Origin of the sequence: Candidatus Amarolinea dominans (assembly GCA_016719785.1) — a bacterium.
In the GTDB taxonomy this organism is placed as follows: Bacteria; Chloroflexota; Anaerolineae; order SSC4; family Amarolineaceae; genus Amarolinea; species Amarolinea dominans.
On the sequence record JADJYJ010000006.1, the window covers coordinates 148,833 to 163,055 of the forward strand.

General features: G+C 64.3%; 12 protein-coding genes. 1 reads left to right on the forward strand and 11 read right to left on the reverse strand.

The window, feature by feature from the left end; translation table 11 throughout:
• The first annotated feature begins 11 nt into the window (after positions 1-11).
• Positions 12-842, forward strand: a complete 831-nt coding sequence (locus tag IPM84_09260; GenBank protein ID MBK9092951.1) for a hypothetical protein — start codon at positions 12-14, stop codon at positions 840-842.
• Between the two features lie 54 nt (positions 843-896).
• Here IPM84_09260 and IPM84_09265 read toward each other — a convergent pair whose 3' ends face one another.
• The 11 genes from IPM84_09265 to IPM84_09315 all read right to left on the reverse strand — a co-directional run bounded on the left by IPM84_09265 (position 897) and on the right by IPM84_09315 (position 13,235).
• The gene (locus tag IPM84_09265; protein MBK9092952.1) at positions 897-3,095 is read right to left on the reverse strand and encodes a carboxypeptidase regulatory-like domain-containing protein; all 2,199 of its coding nucleotides are present in this window, start codon (positions 3,093-3,095) and stop codon (positions 897-899) included.
• A gap of 163 nt (positions 3,096-3,258) precedes the next feature.
• The gene (locus IPM84_09270; GenBank protein MBK9092953.1) at positions 3,259-4,470 is read right to left on the reverse strand and encodes a hypothetical protein; all 1,212 of its coding nucleotides are present in this window, start codon (positions 4,468-4,470) and stop codon (positions 3,259-3,261) included.
• A gap of 90 nt (positions 4,471-4,560) precedes the next feature.
• Positions 4,561-5,256, reverse strand: coding sequence for a hypothetical protein (locus IPM84_09275; GenBank protein ID MBK9092954.1), 696 nt, complete (start codon positions 5,254-5,256; stop codon positions 4,561-4,563).
• A gap of 163 nt (positions 5,257-5,419) precedes the next feature.
• On the reverse strand, positions 5,420-6,505 hold the full coding sequence (locus tag IPM84_09280) for a hypothetical protein (GenBank protein MBK9092955.1): 1,086 nt from the start codon (positions 6,503-6,505) through the stop codon (positions 5,420-5,422).
• Positions 6,435-7,109 carry a hypothetical protein gene (locus IPM84_09285; GenBank protein ID MBK9092956.1) on the reverse strand — a complete coding sequence of 225 codons (675 nt, stop codon included), beginning with the start codon at positions 7,107-7,109 and terminating at the stop codon, positions 6,435-6,437. Before IPM84_09285 ends, IPM84_09280 begins: the two co-directional genes overlap by 71 nt.
• A complete protein-coding gene (locus IPM84_09290; protein ID MBK9092957.1) occupies positions 7,042-8,241 on the reverse strand; it encodes a peptidase S8 in 1,200 nt (399 codons plus the stop codon). Before IPM84_09290 ends, IPM84_09285 begins: the two co-directional genes overlap by 68 nt.
• Entirely contained in the window at positions 8,145-8,561 is a 417-nt protein-coding gene (locus IPM84_09295; protein ID MBK9092958.1) for a hypothetical protein, read from the reverse strand. Before IPM84_09295 ends, IPM84_09290 begins: the two co-directional genes overlap by 97 nt.
• A complete protein-coding gene (locus IPM84_09300) occupies positions 8,447-9,193 on the reverse strand; it encodes a hypothetical protein (protein MBK9092959.1) in 747 nt (248 codons plus the stop codon). Before IPM84_09300 ends, IPM84_09295 begins: the two co-directional genes overlap by 115 nt.
• Positions 9,194-9,347: 154 nt before the next feature.
• Positions 9,348-9,602 (reverse strand): hypothetical protein, encoded by a 255-nt coding sequence (locus IPM84_09305; protein MBK9092960.1) that lies wholly within the window; start codon positions 9,600-9,602, stop codon positions 9,348-9,350.
• The gene (locus tag IPM84_09310; GenBank protein ID MBK9092961.1) at positions 9,578-10,135 is read right to left on the reverse strand and encodes a hypothetical protein; all 558 of its coding nucleotides are present in this window, start codon (positions 10,133-10,135) and stop codon (positions 9,578-9,580) included. Before IPM84_09310 ends, IPM84_09305 begins: the two co-directional genes overlap by 25 nt.
• Positions 10,065-13,235: a S8 family serine peptidase gene (locus tag IPM84_09315; GenBank protein MBK9092962.1), complete on the reverse strand. Its 3,171-nt coding sequence runs from the start codon at positions 13,233-13,235 to the stop codon at positions 10,065-10,067. The genes IPM84_09310 and IPM84_09315 overlap by 71 nt, the downstream gene beginning before the upstream one ends.
• Positions 13,236-14,223 lie beyond the last annotated feature (988 nt).

Genomic DNA, 14,223 nt, shown 5'->3' on the forward strand with positions numbered 1-14,223 from the left:
AGGAGGTACCCATGCCTGTTTCGCTCAACCTGGACGATTTACCCGCGCCGGGTCATCAGCGCGTGCTGGTGGCCGTGCTGCCGACGCCCGCCGACTTGACGCGGGCCGCTGAAGAAGGGTGGTACCGGGTGCCGGTGGCCCGTGCGCCGGCACAGATGGGCGCCGACTACCTGGCGTTTTACCAGACCGGCGCCTTTGCCCCGGCCGACCGCTGGCAAATTGCGACCCTGGCAGCCGTGCGGCGCGTGGGCATCGCCCGCCGCGTGGACTTGCTGCCCGCGGAGCCGCAGCACCCGCGTGCGCACGACGAATACTACCGCATCGAGTTGGGGCCGCTGTGGCGCTTGCCGCAACCGATCCCCAGCCGGCGCCTGCGTCGCATCACCTTCATCCCCACCACGCTCGCGCGGCTGCTCAGCGCGCGCGAAATCAACGATCTGTGGGACAAGGGAACCGCGCAGGATCGCCTGTGGAGCGCCCTCTTGAACGCGGGGCTGGAAGCCGAGCGCCAGGCGCCGTGGGATGAACCGCCGGATGATGACGTGACTGATCTGGACGATGTGTGGGGCGTGGCCGAGACGCCTGAGCAACCGCCGATTGACTTCGCCCTCTACGGGCGCAGTGGCCGGGTGGCGGTCATCTACGCAGCAGATCTGGCCGCTCCGCTGCCGGCAACGGTCAGCCCGCGCAGTCTGCGCGAAGCCGGCGATCAACGTTACGCGCTGGCCGCTGCCGGGTGGACGCCCGTTTTCCTGGACCCCGAACATTGCTGGCGCCAACCCGACGCCTGCCTGCGGGAGATCACGCAGGCGTTGGCGCAGGTTCAGGATGCTAAGGAATGAGAATTAAATAAGTGTCCGCTCTCACTGCCTGGCTGAGCAGTTACGAATTTGACCTTAGTGACGACGCATCACCGTGGGAATGTAGACCGAAAGGGTGGTCGCGGGCGTGCCCTGGGCCACTTTGAGATCCCCGTTCGTGGTATCGTAATAGGCGGCGTAGGCCGTGTTGCTCTGATCCAACGCCAGGGCTACGTAACGCCCCACTTCGCCGGCGCCGTCCAGGATGTTGATGTCCCAACTGCCGCCGCGCAGTTGACCCACTTTGAGGTTGTGCGCGTTGTCGTCGTAGTAGGCCACCAGGGGAGCGTTGCGGCTGTCAAGCGCCAGGGCAGCAAAGCCAACCAGGCCGGTGTCGGCAACCGTTGTCACTACCCAGGAGGTTCCAGCCAGGTGTGCGTATTTCAGGGTGTACTGCGTCCAGTCATAATAGGCCAGGTGCGGATTGCCCAGCATGTCTACGGCCAGCGAGACGTAGCCGCCCACATCGCCGGCGCTGTCCACCACCTGGATGTTCCAGGGATAGGCGATCTTGCCGCGAGCCACCTTCAAGTCGCCGTTGTTGGAATCGTAGTAGCCGATCTGAACAACGTCGGCGCTGTCAATGTCCAGGGAAACGTAGCTGATCGAACCGACGTTGTCAATGAGTTGCAGATTCCACAGCGCGCCGTTGTAATACGCATACTTGAGCGTGGCGCTACCCGCATCAAGATAGGCGATGTGGGGGCGATTGGCCGAGTCCAGCGCCAGACTGATGGCGCCGCCCACCGTTCCGCTGCCGTCCACGGTCTGAATCTGCCAGGCGCTGCCGGTCCACTGCGCCAGTTTGAGGTTGCCATGGGTGTCATCGAGATAGGCGATGAACGGGCGATTCATCGAATCCACCGCGATCGCGGTCTGACTGCCGACGGCGTCGCCGTTGGCGCCATCCACGGTTTCGATGCTCCAGGCGCTGCCGCCCCAACGAGCGTATTTGAGATCGGCTGCCAGGCCGTCGTAGTAGCTGATGTGGGGTTGGCCGCCGTAATCCAATACCAGGCCGGTGGCCTCGCCCACGTTGCCGGCCGCGTCCACCACGCTGAACGACCAGTCTGTGCCGCTCCAGGCTGCGTATTTCAACAGGTTGTGCGTCATGTCCAGGTAGCTGATGCGGGGGCGGGCAGTGCCGTCAAGCACGATCGAGGTGTAGGCGCCGGTATCGTCGGCGCTGTCAACCGTTTGGATGGCCCAGGTGGCGCCGGTGCGCCGGGCGTATTTCAGATCGCCGTGGGTCCAATCGCGATAGCTGATGTAGGCGCGGTTGGCTGCGTCCAGGGCCAGTGAGGTTTGGCCGCCCACATCATCGGCGCTGTCTACGACTTCGGTCTGCCAGCCATTGCCCACCGCGCGCGTGTACTTCAAATCGCCGTTGGTGCTGTCGTAAAAGCTGATGTGGGGAATGCCGCTGCTGTCCAGGGCCAGCGAGGTATCGCTGCCCACTTCGCCATCCGCATCCACGAGCTGCGTGATCCAATCGCTGCCGGTCCAGCGGGCGTAGCGCAGATTGGCCGCGTAGACATCGTAGTAGCTGATGTGGGCGCGGTTGCTGCTGTCCAGGGCCAGGGAGATGTGCCGCGCGACCAGGGACTCATTGCCCACAGACTGGATTTCCCACTGGCTGCCGGTCCAACGCGCGTATTTGAGCTTGCTGTGAGTGTCGTCGTAGTAGCTGAAGTGGGGGCGGTTGTTGCTGTCCAGGGCCAGGGCGGCGCTGGAACCGACTTCGCCGTTGGCATCCACGATCTGGATGACCCAGGCGTTGCCCGACTTGCTGGCGTAGCGCAGATCGAAATTGGCGCTGTCGAAGTATCCAATGTGCGGACTGCCGTTGCTGTCCAGCGCCAATGAGGCGTAGGCGCCCACGCGCACACCGCTGTCCACCGTTTCGAGCTGCCAGGCGGAGCCGTCGTGCCAGGCGTAGTAGAGATGGTCGCCCCCGTAAGCGATGTGCGGCCGGCCCTGGCTGTCCAGGCGCAGGCTGCGTGTGCTCAGCTCATCGAGGGGCGCAGGGCAGTCCACGCAGCGAATGTCCCAGGTGTAGCCGGTCATGGGTGCGTGGTTGGCTCTGTGGGGAACGGCGCCAGCCTGCGGCGCGGGCGCCAGGCCAGAAAGGATGAGGAGCAAAACGATGGTCAATGCCCCTCTCTTGTGCAGGCGGCCGACGATCCAGGGGGCTTGGCGACGCGGTGGATGAGCATTGTGCAGGCGTGTGATCACGGTGAACTCCTCGCCAGGATGAACGATGCCCACATCCAACGGATATGGGCATCGAGGTGAAAGAAACAGCGGCCCCCCTGCCCCCCCAATCCTGGGGGAAAAGCATTCGGCTCCCCCAGGATTGGGGGCAGGGGGGCACTAAGGTAGTTATTCGGATAGGCTATTAGTAATCGAACACGATCTCGGCCGCATCAATCTTGATGTGCTCCGGATGCCCGCCATCGCCATCGGGATCGCGCGTGACCAGGCGAATCTCGGTGCTGACCAGCTCGCCAAGCGTGCTGACGCGCCACAGATCGAAGTGATAGTCGGTCTTGACGTCCTTGTTCCAGAACGGGGGGATGATCGTGCCCAGGAGCACCAGGCGGCCATCGGACAGTTTCTGGTAGGCGTCGAGCACCGCGCCATTGTAAAAGGCGTTGACGCGCACCCGCGCGCGCGGGCGAAAGATGTTGGTGGCCGGATCGAGGTTGCCGGGACTCCAGCGGGTCAGGTAGATCGTCCCATCGAGGGTCTGGTCAATGATGCTGCCGCCGCGCCGCAGCGCGGAGGTCACATCGCCGCCGCGGTAGGTGGCGCGCGAGACCACGCCCACCAGGGTCAGGCCGTAACCGACGCCCTCGCCCTTGTTGAGCGCCTCGGCCAGGCTCTCCACCCGGCGATAGGTGGTGTTCAACTGCGACGCGGGCGGGTTGAGCAAGCCTTCGATCTCGGTCAGGACGCCGCCCACAGTCGTGGCGGTGGTCAGCGCGGGCAGGTTGATGGGGGTGCGCGTCAGGAGCAGATTGCTGGACACATTCAGGCGCAGCGCCGCGTATTCCTTGCGCGCCCGTCCTTCATCGCCAGGCGCGGGTCGGAGAAGCGCATCCTGCAGAGAGACGATCTCCGGGAAGACGGCAGAACTGCTCTGCGCTGAGGCAATGAACGCGGCAATCTCAGCCGCGGTGTAGCGAGGGTGCCCGCTGCGGTGAATTTCCTTCTTCCAGTCGGCAACCGTCATGGGGCCAACCGTCAGTGGATCGAAGTAGCCAAGATTCAGCTCACGAGTCTGTCCGGTCTCCAGGCTGAAGGCGAGCAGCGAAGCATCGTGCGATGGAATCCAGCCGGCCGGAATGGTCAGGTCGTCCACGCGCAGCACGTAGGCGCCGGCGTCGAGGCTGCTTGAAGCTGTAGGCGCCCTGGCTGTTCGACGTGGCTGGCCGACTACGCTCTCGCCGCTGTCAATCACGCCGTTGCCGTTGCTGTCGCGGTAGAGGGCCAGGGCGGCGCTGGCGATGAAGCCTTCGTCCGCGTCCAGCACTTCATCGCCATCCAGGTCTTTCCAGACGATGCCGTTGAGCGACGCGTCGCCCCGCGGGGATGAGGATGCCGACATCCTGGCGCAGGATGCCGCCGCCGTAGCGGCTGACGATGGGAACCGCGATTTGGGCCGGCAGCCCGATACCGCCGGGCGGCTGCACCCGCATCACGTACGCGCCGGGCCACAGGTTGGCAACGACGTAGTTGCCCTGGGTGTTGGAGACCGCGGGGCCGCCAACGGTTCGCCGCTGTCAATCAAGCCGTTGCCGTTTGGATCGTGGAAGACCTCAACCAGGGCGTCGGGGATGACGGTTTCGCCCAGGCCGCGCACACCGTCCTGGTTGGCGTCATCGAAGATGGTGCCGCTGAGGGTCATCAGCAGGGTGCCGCCGAAATCAACGCCGAGCGCAACAACGCTGCCAACCACCACGGTTCGAGTATTCGGAGTCGTGCGGGTGTAGCCCAGGGCCTCCAGACTGAGTTCCGTGACCAGGTAGGTGTTGGCGTCCAGCGCAGTGAAGGCGTAGGTCCCATCCAATGCGGTGGTGGTGACGGTCAGGAAAACCTGGCCGTTGGTGGCGGCGTCGCGAATCTCGACAGTGAGACCCGCGTCCAGGCCGTTGTCGGTGGCATCACGGATGCCATCGGCATCGGCGTCGAAGAAGACGGCGCCGATGATCCCGCCTGTACCGGCAGCATGACCAGGGGCCGGGCGCGCCAGGAAGCTGTAGCCCCCACAAGCAATGCCGTCAGCAGTACAAGCCGAAGTAGGTTTTTCATAACATTGACTCCTCTCTATGCCGCGCCATGATACGCTCTCTAAACGGTATCTTTTCAGTAGGGGTCGGCCTGCCTGCGCCATGAAGGTCCCCCTACAAATTGAGGCGCTACGTGAAACGCACCTGATTCTAGCGAAATTTACGAGGTCGGGGGCGCGCTCGTGATTACAATTCGCTGACAATTCGACGGCTGACCGGCAACGACTGCTGTGTCAAGACAGCCGTCGAATGTTCAGGGCTTAATCCTCACCCGATTCTGCGCACTTGAATGGCCGAAACGATCGGATTCTTGGTGCCACTGACCTTGACGAAGCTGATATTGAGTACGCCATCGGTCACGGCGATCGTGTACACCTTGTCGAGCGCCACGGCCTTGCCGGCCTGACCATAGACGCTCATGTTCGGTTCGACGATGGTCGTTTCCAGCGTGATCTTCATCACACGATCCGTTGACTTGGAAGACTCGAAGTCAGCAAACTTGAACGTCACTTCGTACGTGCCGCTGGGAACGGTGAACTTGTACTCGCCGGGCGCGTCGCGCCATTTCTGGTACAGCGGGTCATCGGTGGTGCCGGCGACGGCCGTGGTGCTCGATTTGGCTGTGCCGCCGGTATAGCCCCAGCCGTTGGTCAGGTAGGCTTGATCGGCCGGCCACACCTGGCTGCTGCCGTCAGTGTACGCGGTGCCGCCGGCGTTGACGCGCTGGGTGGTGTAGGGCAACGGCGTTGGGGTGTTGGTTGGCGTCGCGGTCGGCGTGCGGGTTGGCGTTGGCGTTGCCGTAGGACAGGTCGCGCACGGTGTGTTCGTCGGGGTGGCAGTCGGTGTATGGGTCGGCGTGTTGGTGGCCGTGGGGGTCGGCGTGGGTGGAGGCACCTGGCGCACGCCCACCGCGGAAACTACCGGCACATTGCTGCCGCCATTCTGGCTGAAGGCCACATTGAGAATGCCGTCGCTGACGGTGGTCTGATAGACTCGATTCAGGGCCACGTACTGACCTACCGCGGAATACAGGCTGAGTGCATTTTCGACGATGACGCCTTCGATCGTGATACGCATGATGCGCGACGTGGCCGATGTCGCGGTAAACTCGCAGAAGCGCAGGGTCACCTCGTAGTTGCCGTTGGGTACGGTGAACTTGTATTCGCCAGGCGCCTCGCGATATTTCTGATACAGCGCGTCTTCGGTGGTGCCGCCAACCGATTTGGTGGACGACTTGGCCGAGCCGCCGGTGTAGCCCCAGGAGTTGGTGGCAAAGGCCTTGTCAACGGCCCACACCACGGCCTGGCCATCGGTGAAAGCCGAGGTGCCGCCCGGAGTTGACCCGCTGCGCATACGGCACCGGTGTGGCCGTGGGCGTGGGCGTCCTGGTCGGGGTATGGGTTGATGTTGGCGTTGCCGTGGGGCAGGCCACACAAGGCGTGTTCGTGGGGGTGGCAGTCGGGGTGTTGGTGGCTGTGGGGGTCGGCGTGGGCGGAGGCACCTGGCGCACGCCAACAGCGGAAACCACCGGCGCGTAGGTGCCGCCGTTCTGAATGAACATGATGTTGAGAATGCCGTCGCTGACCGTCGCCTGATAGACCCGATCCAGGGCCACGTACCGTCCCACCGTGCCGTAGATGCTCAGGGCGCTCTCTACGATGACGCCTTCCAGGGTAAGTCGTATGACGCGCGACGTAGACGATGTCACCGAAAACTCAGCAAAGCGCAGGGTCACTTCGTAGTTGCCGTTGGGCACGGTGAACTTGTACTCGCCAGCCGACTCGCGATACTTCTGATACAGCACGTCGTCGGTGGTATTGTCAACCGATCTGGTGGACGACATGGCCGTGCCGCCGGTGTAGCCCCAGGAGTTGACAGCAAAGGCCTTGTCAACGGCCCACACCAGGCCCTGCCCATCGGTGAAGGCGGTCGTGCTGCCCGCATTGACCCGCTGCACATACGGCGGAGGTGTGGCGGTTGCGGTTGGCGTGCGGGTTGGCGTGGGCGTCGGTGTGCCGGTGGGCGTGGCGGTGGCCGGCAGCGTCGGCGTCGGCGTCGCGGTGGGGGTGTTGGTCGCTGTCGGCGTCGGCGTGATCGTCGGCGTGGAGGTCGGCGTGTTGGTGAAGAGCGGCGTTGGCGTGGCGGTGGGCGTCGCGGTGAAGGGGGGCCCAACTTCGCGGCCGCGGCCAGCTGGCGCCGGCGTCTATGCGGCCAAAGCCGTAGTAGATGTCGTAGCCGGCCGCGCCTTTGTCCACCGCGGTTTGCTGGATGATGGCGCGCACGTCGGCCGCGGAAAAGCTCGGATGCGCCGAAAGGATCAACGCGGCCAGGCCGCTGACATGCGGCGCTGCCTGTGAGGTGCCGCTGAAGTACTGGTACGCATTGGGATTGCTGGCGGTCCAGTTGGTGCTCCACACCGTGTCGCCCGGCGCGGTCACGTCTACGAACGTGCCGTAGTTGGACAATGTCCACCACACATCGTAGTAGTCGGTGCCGCCCACCGCAATGACTGCGGGATAGCCGGCCGGATAGTACGTCTGATTCAGGCCACTGTTGCCTGAGGCAGCTACCATCACCACATCATGACTTGCGGCATAGGCCACGGCATCGGTCATCAGGTAGGAGGTGCCGGCGCTACCAAGCGACATGTTGATCACATCCGCGCCATGATCGGTGGCATAGATCACGCCATCGGCCACCCACACCCAACTGCCGTAGCCGGTGTAGTCCATGACCTTCAGCGGCATGATCTTGACGCCCGGCGCAATGCCCGTGTTGCCCTGTCCGTTGTTCATGGCCGCGGCCACGATCCCCGATACGTGGGTGCCATGCCCTTCGTCGTCGCTGGGGTCGCTGTCGTTGTGTACGAAGTCGTAGCCGGCCACCGTTTGCCCGCTGAACTCCGGGTGCGTGAAGGAGATGCCGGTGTCGAGCACGGCCACAGTCACGCTGGCGCTGCCGGTGGTGTAGTTCCAGGCCGTTTCAGCGTTGATCATCTGCGGCGCGTAGACCTTGCTGATGTCGCTGTAGTCGGGGTCGGTGGGCACCACGGCGATCTGCGCCAGGGCGTTCGGCTCGGCGTAGCGCACATCCGCGCTGGCGCAGCGCGAATCAGAGCCAACGCCTGTCCTGGCTGGCTGCGCAGCACCAGGGCGTTCAATGGCTTGATTTCACGCACGACCTGCGCCTGTTGTTCCGCCAGGATGGCCGCGACGGCGTCGGCGCTCATTCCTTCGCGGAAACGCACGATCACCTCATCGGCCGCCACGGGCGTCTGTTCGACCTGGGGCGGAATCACGCTGTTGCGCCCCGGCGCCAGGTCCAGCAGTGCGCCAAAGCCGCCGACTTCGCCGCTGAGCAGATCGAGACCGGTCTGCCCCGGCTCGCCAATGCCGCCCGGCGGCTGCACGCACCACGCTGGCCCGGCATGATGCCGCCGATCGCGTAGTTGCCCTGGTTGTCGCTGCCATCGCTGCCCAGCAGCGGTTCGCCGATGTCCACCAGGCCGTTGACGTTCAGGTCGTCGAAGACTTCGATCAGCGCATCAGGGATGCGCATCTCGGTCAGGCCGCGCACGCCGTCGTGATTGGCGTCGTCATAGATCGTGCCCGCCACCGCGCGCGGCAGCACGTCCAGGAAATCTACATTCGTGACGGCTGCCCCGATCACTTCGACCACCTGGGTGTTCGACGTGGTGCTCACGTAGTTTTCCAGGTCGGTTTCGGTGACGGTGTAGGCGCCGTCAGCCACCGCAGGAAAATGATAAAGGCCGTCCGGCGACGTGATCATCGTCGCGTAAACCACCTGGCCGCCCGTGGCCTGATCGCGCAGTTCGATGAGCACCCCGGCGATGCCGCGATCCTGCGGATCACGCACGCTGTTCGCGTTACGGTCGAAGTAGACTGCGCCGCTGATCTCGCCATTGGTAGCCGGCTGCGCGCTGTCTCCGCTGCGGATAATGACTTCCTGCTGGCCGTCGTGCGCCAGCGCAACTGAGAGGATCGGCACGGCCAACAAGGCGCCGATCAACGCAACGATCAAGAGATGTCCTATTCTTACAGTTATTTTCATCGTGGGTCCCCCTGGTCCTTCCCTTATTCCTGGATGAACACTCATTCATGCTGGTTCATCATATCCAATGACTGTGACAATGCTGATAACGAGTCTGCCCGGAGGGCAAGCACAGGCTCTCTGTTCAACGAATCTCGATGGCCGCAACGGCCGGGTTCTTCCTGCCGCCATTCCTGACAAAACTAATGTTGAGCGCTCCGTCGTTGACGGTCACGGCGTAAACGCGATCAAGAGCCGTGGCGCGCCCCACCAGGCCGTAGATGCTCAGCGCCGACTCCACCGTCACCCCTTCGATGGTGATCTGCATCAGGCGGTCGGAGGCTCGCGTCGCCTCGAATTCGGCAAAACGCAGGATCACGTTGTAAGCGCCATTGGGCACGGTAAAACGATACTCCACCGGATTGTCGCGCCACCGCTGGTAGAGCGCGTCGTCCAGGGTGCCGGCCACAGCCAGGGTGGTGGATTTGGCCGCGCCGCTGAAGTAGCCCCAGGCGCCGGCCACATACGGCGCATCGGCCGCCACACGACGCCCTGCCCATCGGTGAAACTGGGGCCGCCGCTGTTGACGCGCTGAACGTAGGGCGGGGCCGTGGTCGTTGGTGTTGGGGTGGGGAAGCGTGCGCCGGCAAAGCTGACCTCGATGGCATTGATGATCGGGTCATAGCTGCCGCCGTTGGCGGCAAACAGGATGTTCAACTCCCCGTCATTGACCACGGCCTGGTACACCTTGTCGAGCGCGGTATAGCGGCCGGCGCTGCCGTAGATGCTCAGCGCCGCCTCCACGGTGGCTCCTTCCATTTCGATGCGCATGACACGCGCGCTGGCATTGGCCACATTGAATTCAGCGAAGCGCAGCACCACAGTATAAGCGCCGTTGGGCAGGCTGGAAGCGATACCGACCGGGCGCTTCACGCCAGGCCTGGTAGAGCGGCTGATCTGCGGTGCCATGAACCTGTTTGGACGAACGCTTGGTTGTGCCGCTGTCATAGCCCCAGGTTCCATTCCAGGCCTGGTCCGCGCGCCACAGGTTGCCCTGGCTGTCCTGGTAGGCCGCGCCGCCGCAGTTGACTCGATAAACCGCAGGGGCAGCGGTGGGCGCGGGCGTTGGCGTGGCGGTGGCTGATGGCGTGGCCGTGGCCGTGGCCGTGGGCGTCATCGTTGGCGTTGGCGTCAGGGTGGCGGTCGTTGGCGTTGGCGTAACCGTGGGTGTCGAGGTTGACGCGGGCGTTGGGGTGTCAGGCAGCGGCGTCCAGTTGACGGCCGCGGTCATGGCCGCGCTGGCATTGATGCGACCGGCGCCGAAAAACGGATCTCGGCCTGGCGCTCCCAGGTCAACGGCTGTTTGTTCGATGATGGCCCTCACAGCAGCCGGCTGCAGATCGGGACGCCGCGCCAGCAGCAGACCAGCCAGCCCACTGACATGCGGCGCGGAGGTGGAAGTGCCGCTGGCAAAACCATAGCCGCCCGGCGTGCCGACGCTCCAGAGCGTGCTCCAGATCTCCACGCCCGGCGCGCCGATGTCCACGAAACCGCCATAATTCGACAGGATGAAGCGCTCATCGGACCGGGTGGTTGCCATCACCGCAATCGTTTCATCGTAGGCGGCCGGGTAGTAGGGCAGTTCGAGGCCCAGGTTGCCCGCGGCGGCCACGAGCGTCACCCCATGACCGGCCGCGTAGCGCACCGCATCGAGCAGAAGTTGGGAGCCGGCGTAGCCGCCGAGCGAGAGATTGATGATGTCGGCGCCCTGATCCGCGGCAAAGACGATGCCGGCGGCCACATCGGCCCAATCGGCCAGGTTCGAGGCGTTGAGAACTTTGACGGGCAGGATGAGGGCGCCGGGCGCCAGGCCAGTCGTGCCCTGGCCGTTGCTCATGGCCGCGGCAATGACGCCGGCCGCGTGGGTGCCGTGACCCGAATCGTCGCTGGGATCGCTGTCCTCGTTGACGAAGTCGTAGCCCGGCAGCAGGCGGCCGCTGAATTCGGGATGAGAGAGCGCGATGCCCGAATCGGCCACGGCAATCACCACCTCTGCGCTGCCGGTGGTGATGTCCCAGGCTGCCTCAGCGCCGATGAGCTGCGGGGCGTAGACGCGATCGGGCAGGCTGTAGTCGGGATCGGTGGGCGTCAGGGCCGCCTGCGCCAGGTAGTTCGGCTCCGCATAGATCACCTCTGTCCGGCCTCCTAACTCGTCCACCAACTGCATCACTGCGCCGGGTTGAGTCCTGAGCACATAGGTATCGAGGCCGGCCAGGTAGCGCATCGTCTGCATCCCGTAGTGCGCCATCAGCGTCGCGCGGGTCTGTTGGTCGGTTGGCGCAAAGCGCACGATGATTTCATCGGCCACGAAGCCAGATGTGACCTCGGGCTGAGCCTGCATCGTGACGGCTCGCGCCGGCCATGCTGCGGCCAGCAGGATGATACTGAGGCGCGAGGAGGAGCGGGTGGCCTCGAACTCAGCAAAGCGCAGCGTGATCTCGTAGGCGCCATTGGGCGCTGTGAAGCGGTACTCGCCTGGTGCGCTGCGCCACTTCTGGTACAGGGCGTCATCCGTGGTGCCGGCGACCGCGGTGGTGGTTGACTTGGCTGTGCCGGCCGTGTAGCCCCACGACCCGCTGGCAAAGGCCTTGTCGGCCGCCCATGCCTGGCCCTGCCCATCGGTGAAGACGGCGCCGCCGTTGTTGGCGCGCTGCGTGTAGGGCGCGCTGGTGGGGGTGGCAGTGGCAAGCGGCGTCGGCGTCGCGGTGGGGCAGGTCACACAGGGGGTGTTGGTGGGCGTCGCGGTAGGCGTGGATGTGGCGGTGGGCGTAGGGGTGGGAGGCACTGTCTGGCTGATCATCACGGCCGAAACCACCGGCGGCTTCGAACCGCCATTTTGGTCGAACTGGATATTCAGTTGACCGTCGTTCACAGTCACCTGGTAACTCTTGGTCAGGGCTGCATAACGCCCGACCTGGCCGAAAATACTCAGACCGCTCTCGACGACGACCCCCTCGATGGTAATGCGCATGACCCGGTCCGTTGACTTGGTTACGTCGAATTCGGCAAAATAGAGACCCACCTGGTAGGCGCCGTTGGGCAGGTTGAAGCGGTAAGCGCCAGGGCTTTCGCGGCGTTTCTGGTAAAGCGCGTCATCCTCCGTGTTACTCACCGCGCGCGTCGATGTCTTGGAAGTGCCGGCGGTGGCGCCCCAGTTCCCATCCCACACCTGGTCGGCTGCCCACATGGCGCCCTGCGAATCAACGAAGAAGGTGCCGCCGCTGTTGGTCCGGCGCACATAGGGCGTCGGGGTAGACGTGACGGTGGCGGTCGGCGTCGCTGTCGGCGTGGGGGTTTGGGTGCGGGTGGGGGTAGGCGTCATGGTGGGGGTCGCGGTGGGAATCGGCGTCGCCGTCGGCGTGGAGGTCGCGGTGGGCGTCGGCGTTACCGTGACCCAACTGCCCGCGGCGCCCAGGGCGCGCCCCGCGTTGATGCGTCCCCATCCGGAGTAAGAATTGGGCTGCGGCATGGCCAGGACATCGGCGCTTTGCTGCAGCAGCAGGCGCACATCGGCAACCGAGAAGTTGGGCCGGTCGGCCAGGATCAGGGCGGCCAGTCCGCTGACGTGCGGCGCTGCCATCGAGGTGCCGCTCAAGTAGTCGTAAGCGCCGGGGTTGGTGGTGGTCCAGAGGGTGCTCCAGATGTCAACGCCGGGCGCGGTCAGGTCCACCGCATCGCCGTAGTTCGACAAGCCCCACACCTCATCGCTGCGCGTGGTGGCGCCCACGGCCACGGTTTGGGGATAGTAGGCCGGGTAGAAGGGCGCATTGGTGCCGGTGTTGCCGCTGCCTGTGACCATCAGAACGCCGTGCGCCGCCGCGTACTCGATGGCGTCTTCCAGGATCGCGGAGCCAATCGGCCCGCCCAGCGAGAGGTTGATGATGTCCGCGCCCTGGTCCACCGCAAAGACGATGCCGGCGGCGATGTCGGCCCAGGTGCCGCTGTTGGAAGCGTTCAGCACTTTGACGGGCATGACAGAGACGCCGGAAGCGATCGGCCATGCCCTGGCCGTTGTTCATGGCTGCGGCCAGAATGCCGGTGACATGCGTGCCATGCCCGTTGTCATCGCTGGGATCGTTGTCGCCGTTGATGAAGTCGTAACCGGGTACGAAGTGGGTTTGTGCAAACTCAGGGTGAGTGAAAGAGACGCCGGTGTCTACCACGGCCACCACGACGCTGAGGACGCCGGTGGTTGCGTCCCAGGCGCTCTCGGCCGAGATCTGCTGCGGTGCGTACACCAGCGCCGGTGTGTTGTAATCTGGGTCGTTCGGATGCAGGGTGCCGCCCACCACGTAGTTGAGGTCGGCCCACAGGACCGCGGGTTCCAGCGTCAGGGTCTCCACCAGAATCTCGACAACCCAGGCGTCGGTTCGATACTGATAGACATTGATGTCCGCCAGGTAACGCGTGAGCTGCAGGTCGTAGCGAGCTTCCACATCGTCAATGACCACAGCCGGGGTTTCCGGCAGATAGCGGATCAACACATCGCGGTCCTTGTACGCATGTTTGGCCAGCCCAAAATTGTTGCTGGTGTCAATCAGTCCAAAGGCGTCGAAACTGGCCTGTTCCTTGTTATCGGTGGTCAGGGCGTGGTGTTTGGGCATGGATGAAATATCAATATCCAGAACGAACTGCCCCATGCCGGCGATGACGAAGGTGTAGGACCCGCCCGAGGAAGATTCTTGCGTGGCCAGAAGGATGTCGCCGTAGTTCGGGAGGCCGTTGTTGTCCACGTCACGGAAGAGACGCACTGTGACATCACGGATGCCCGCTTCTGTGGCCGAATCGAACATGCCGTCCAGGTTGCTGTCTCGAAAGACCATGCCGGTGATCACGTTTGACTGTTCGCCCTGGCACGCCAGCGCCCGGTAGGCTGAGCCGTTGTCCAGCACACGCAGGTTGCTGGCCAGGCCGGTTTCCAGGCTGATGTCGGCCAACAAACCGCCCGCGGTGACCGCCAT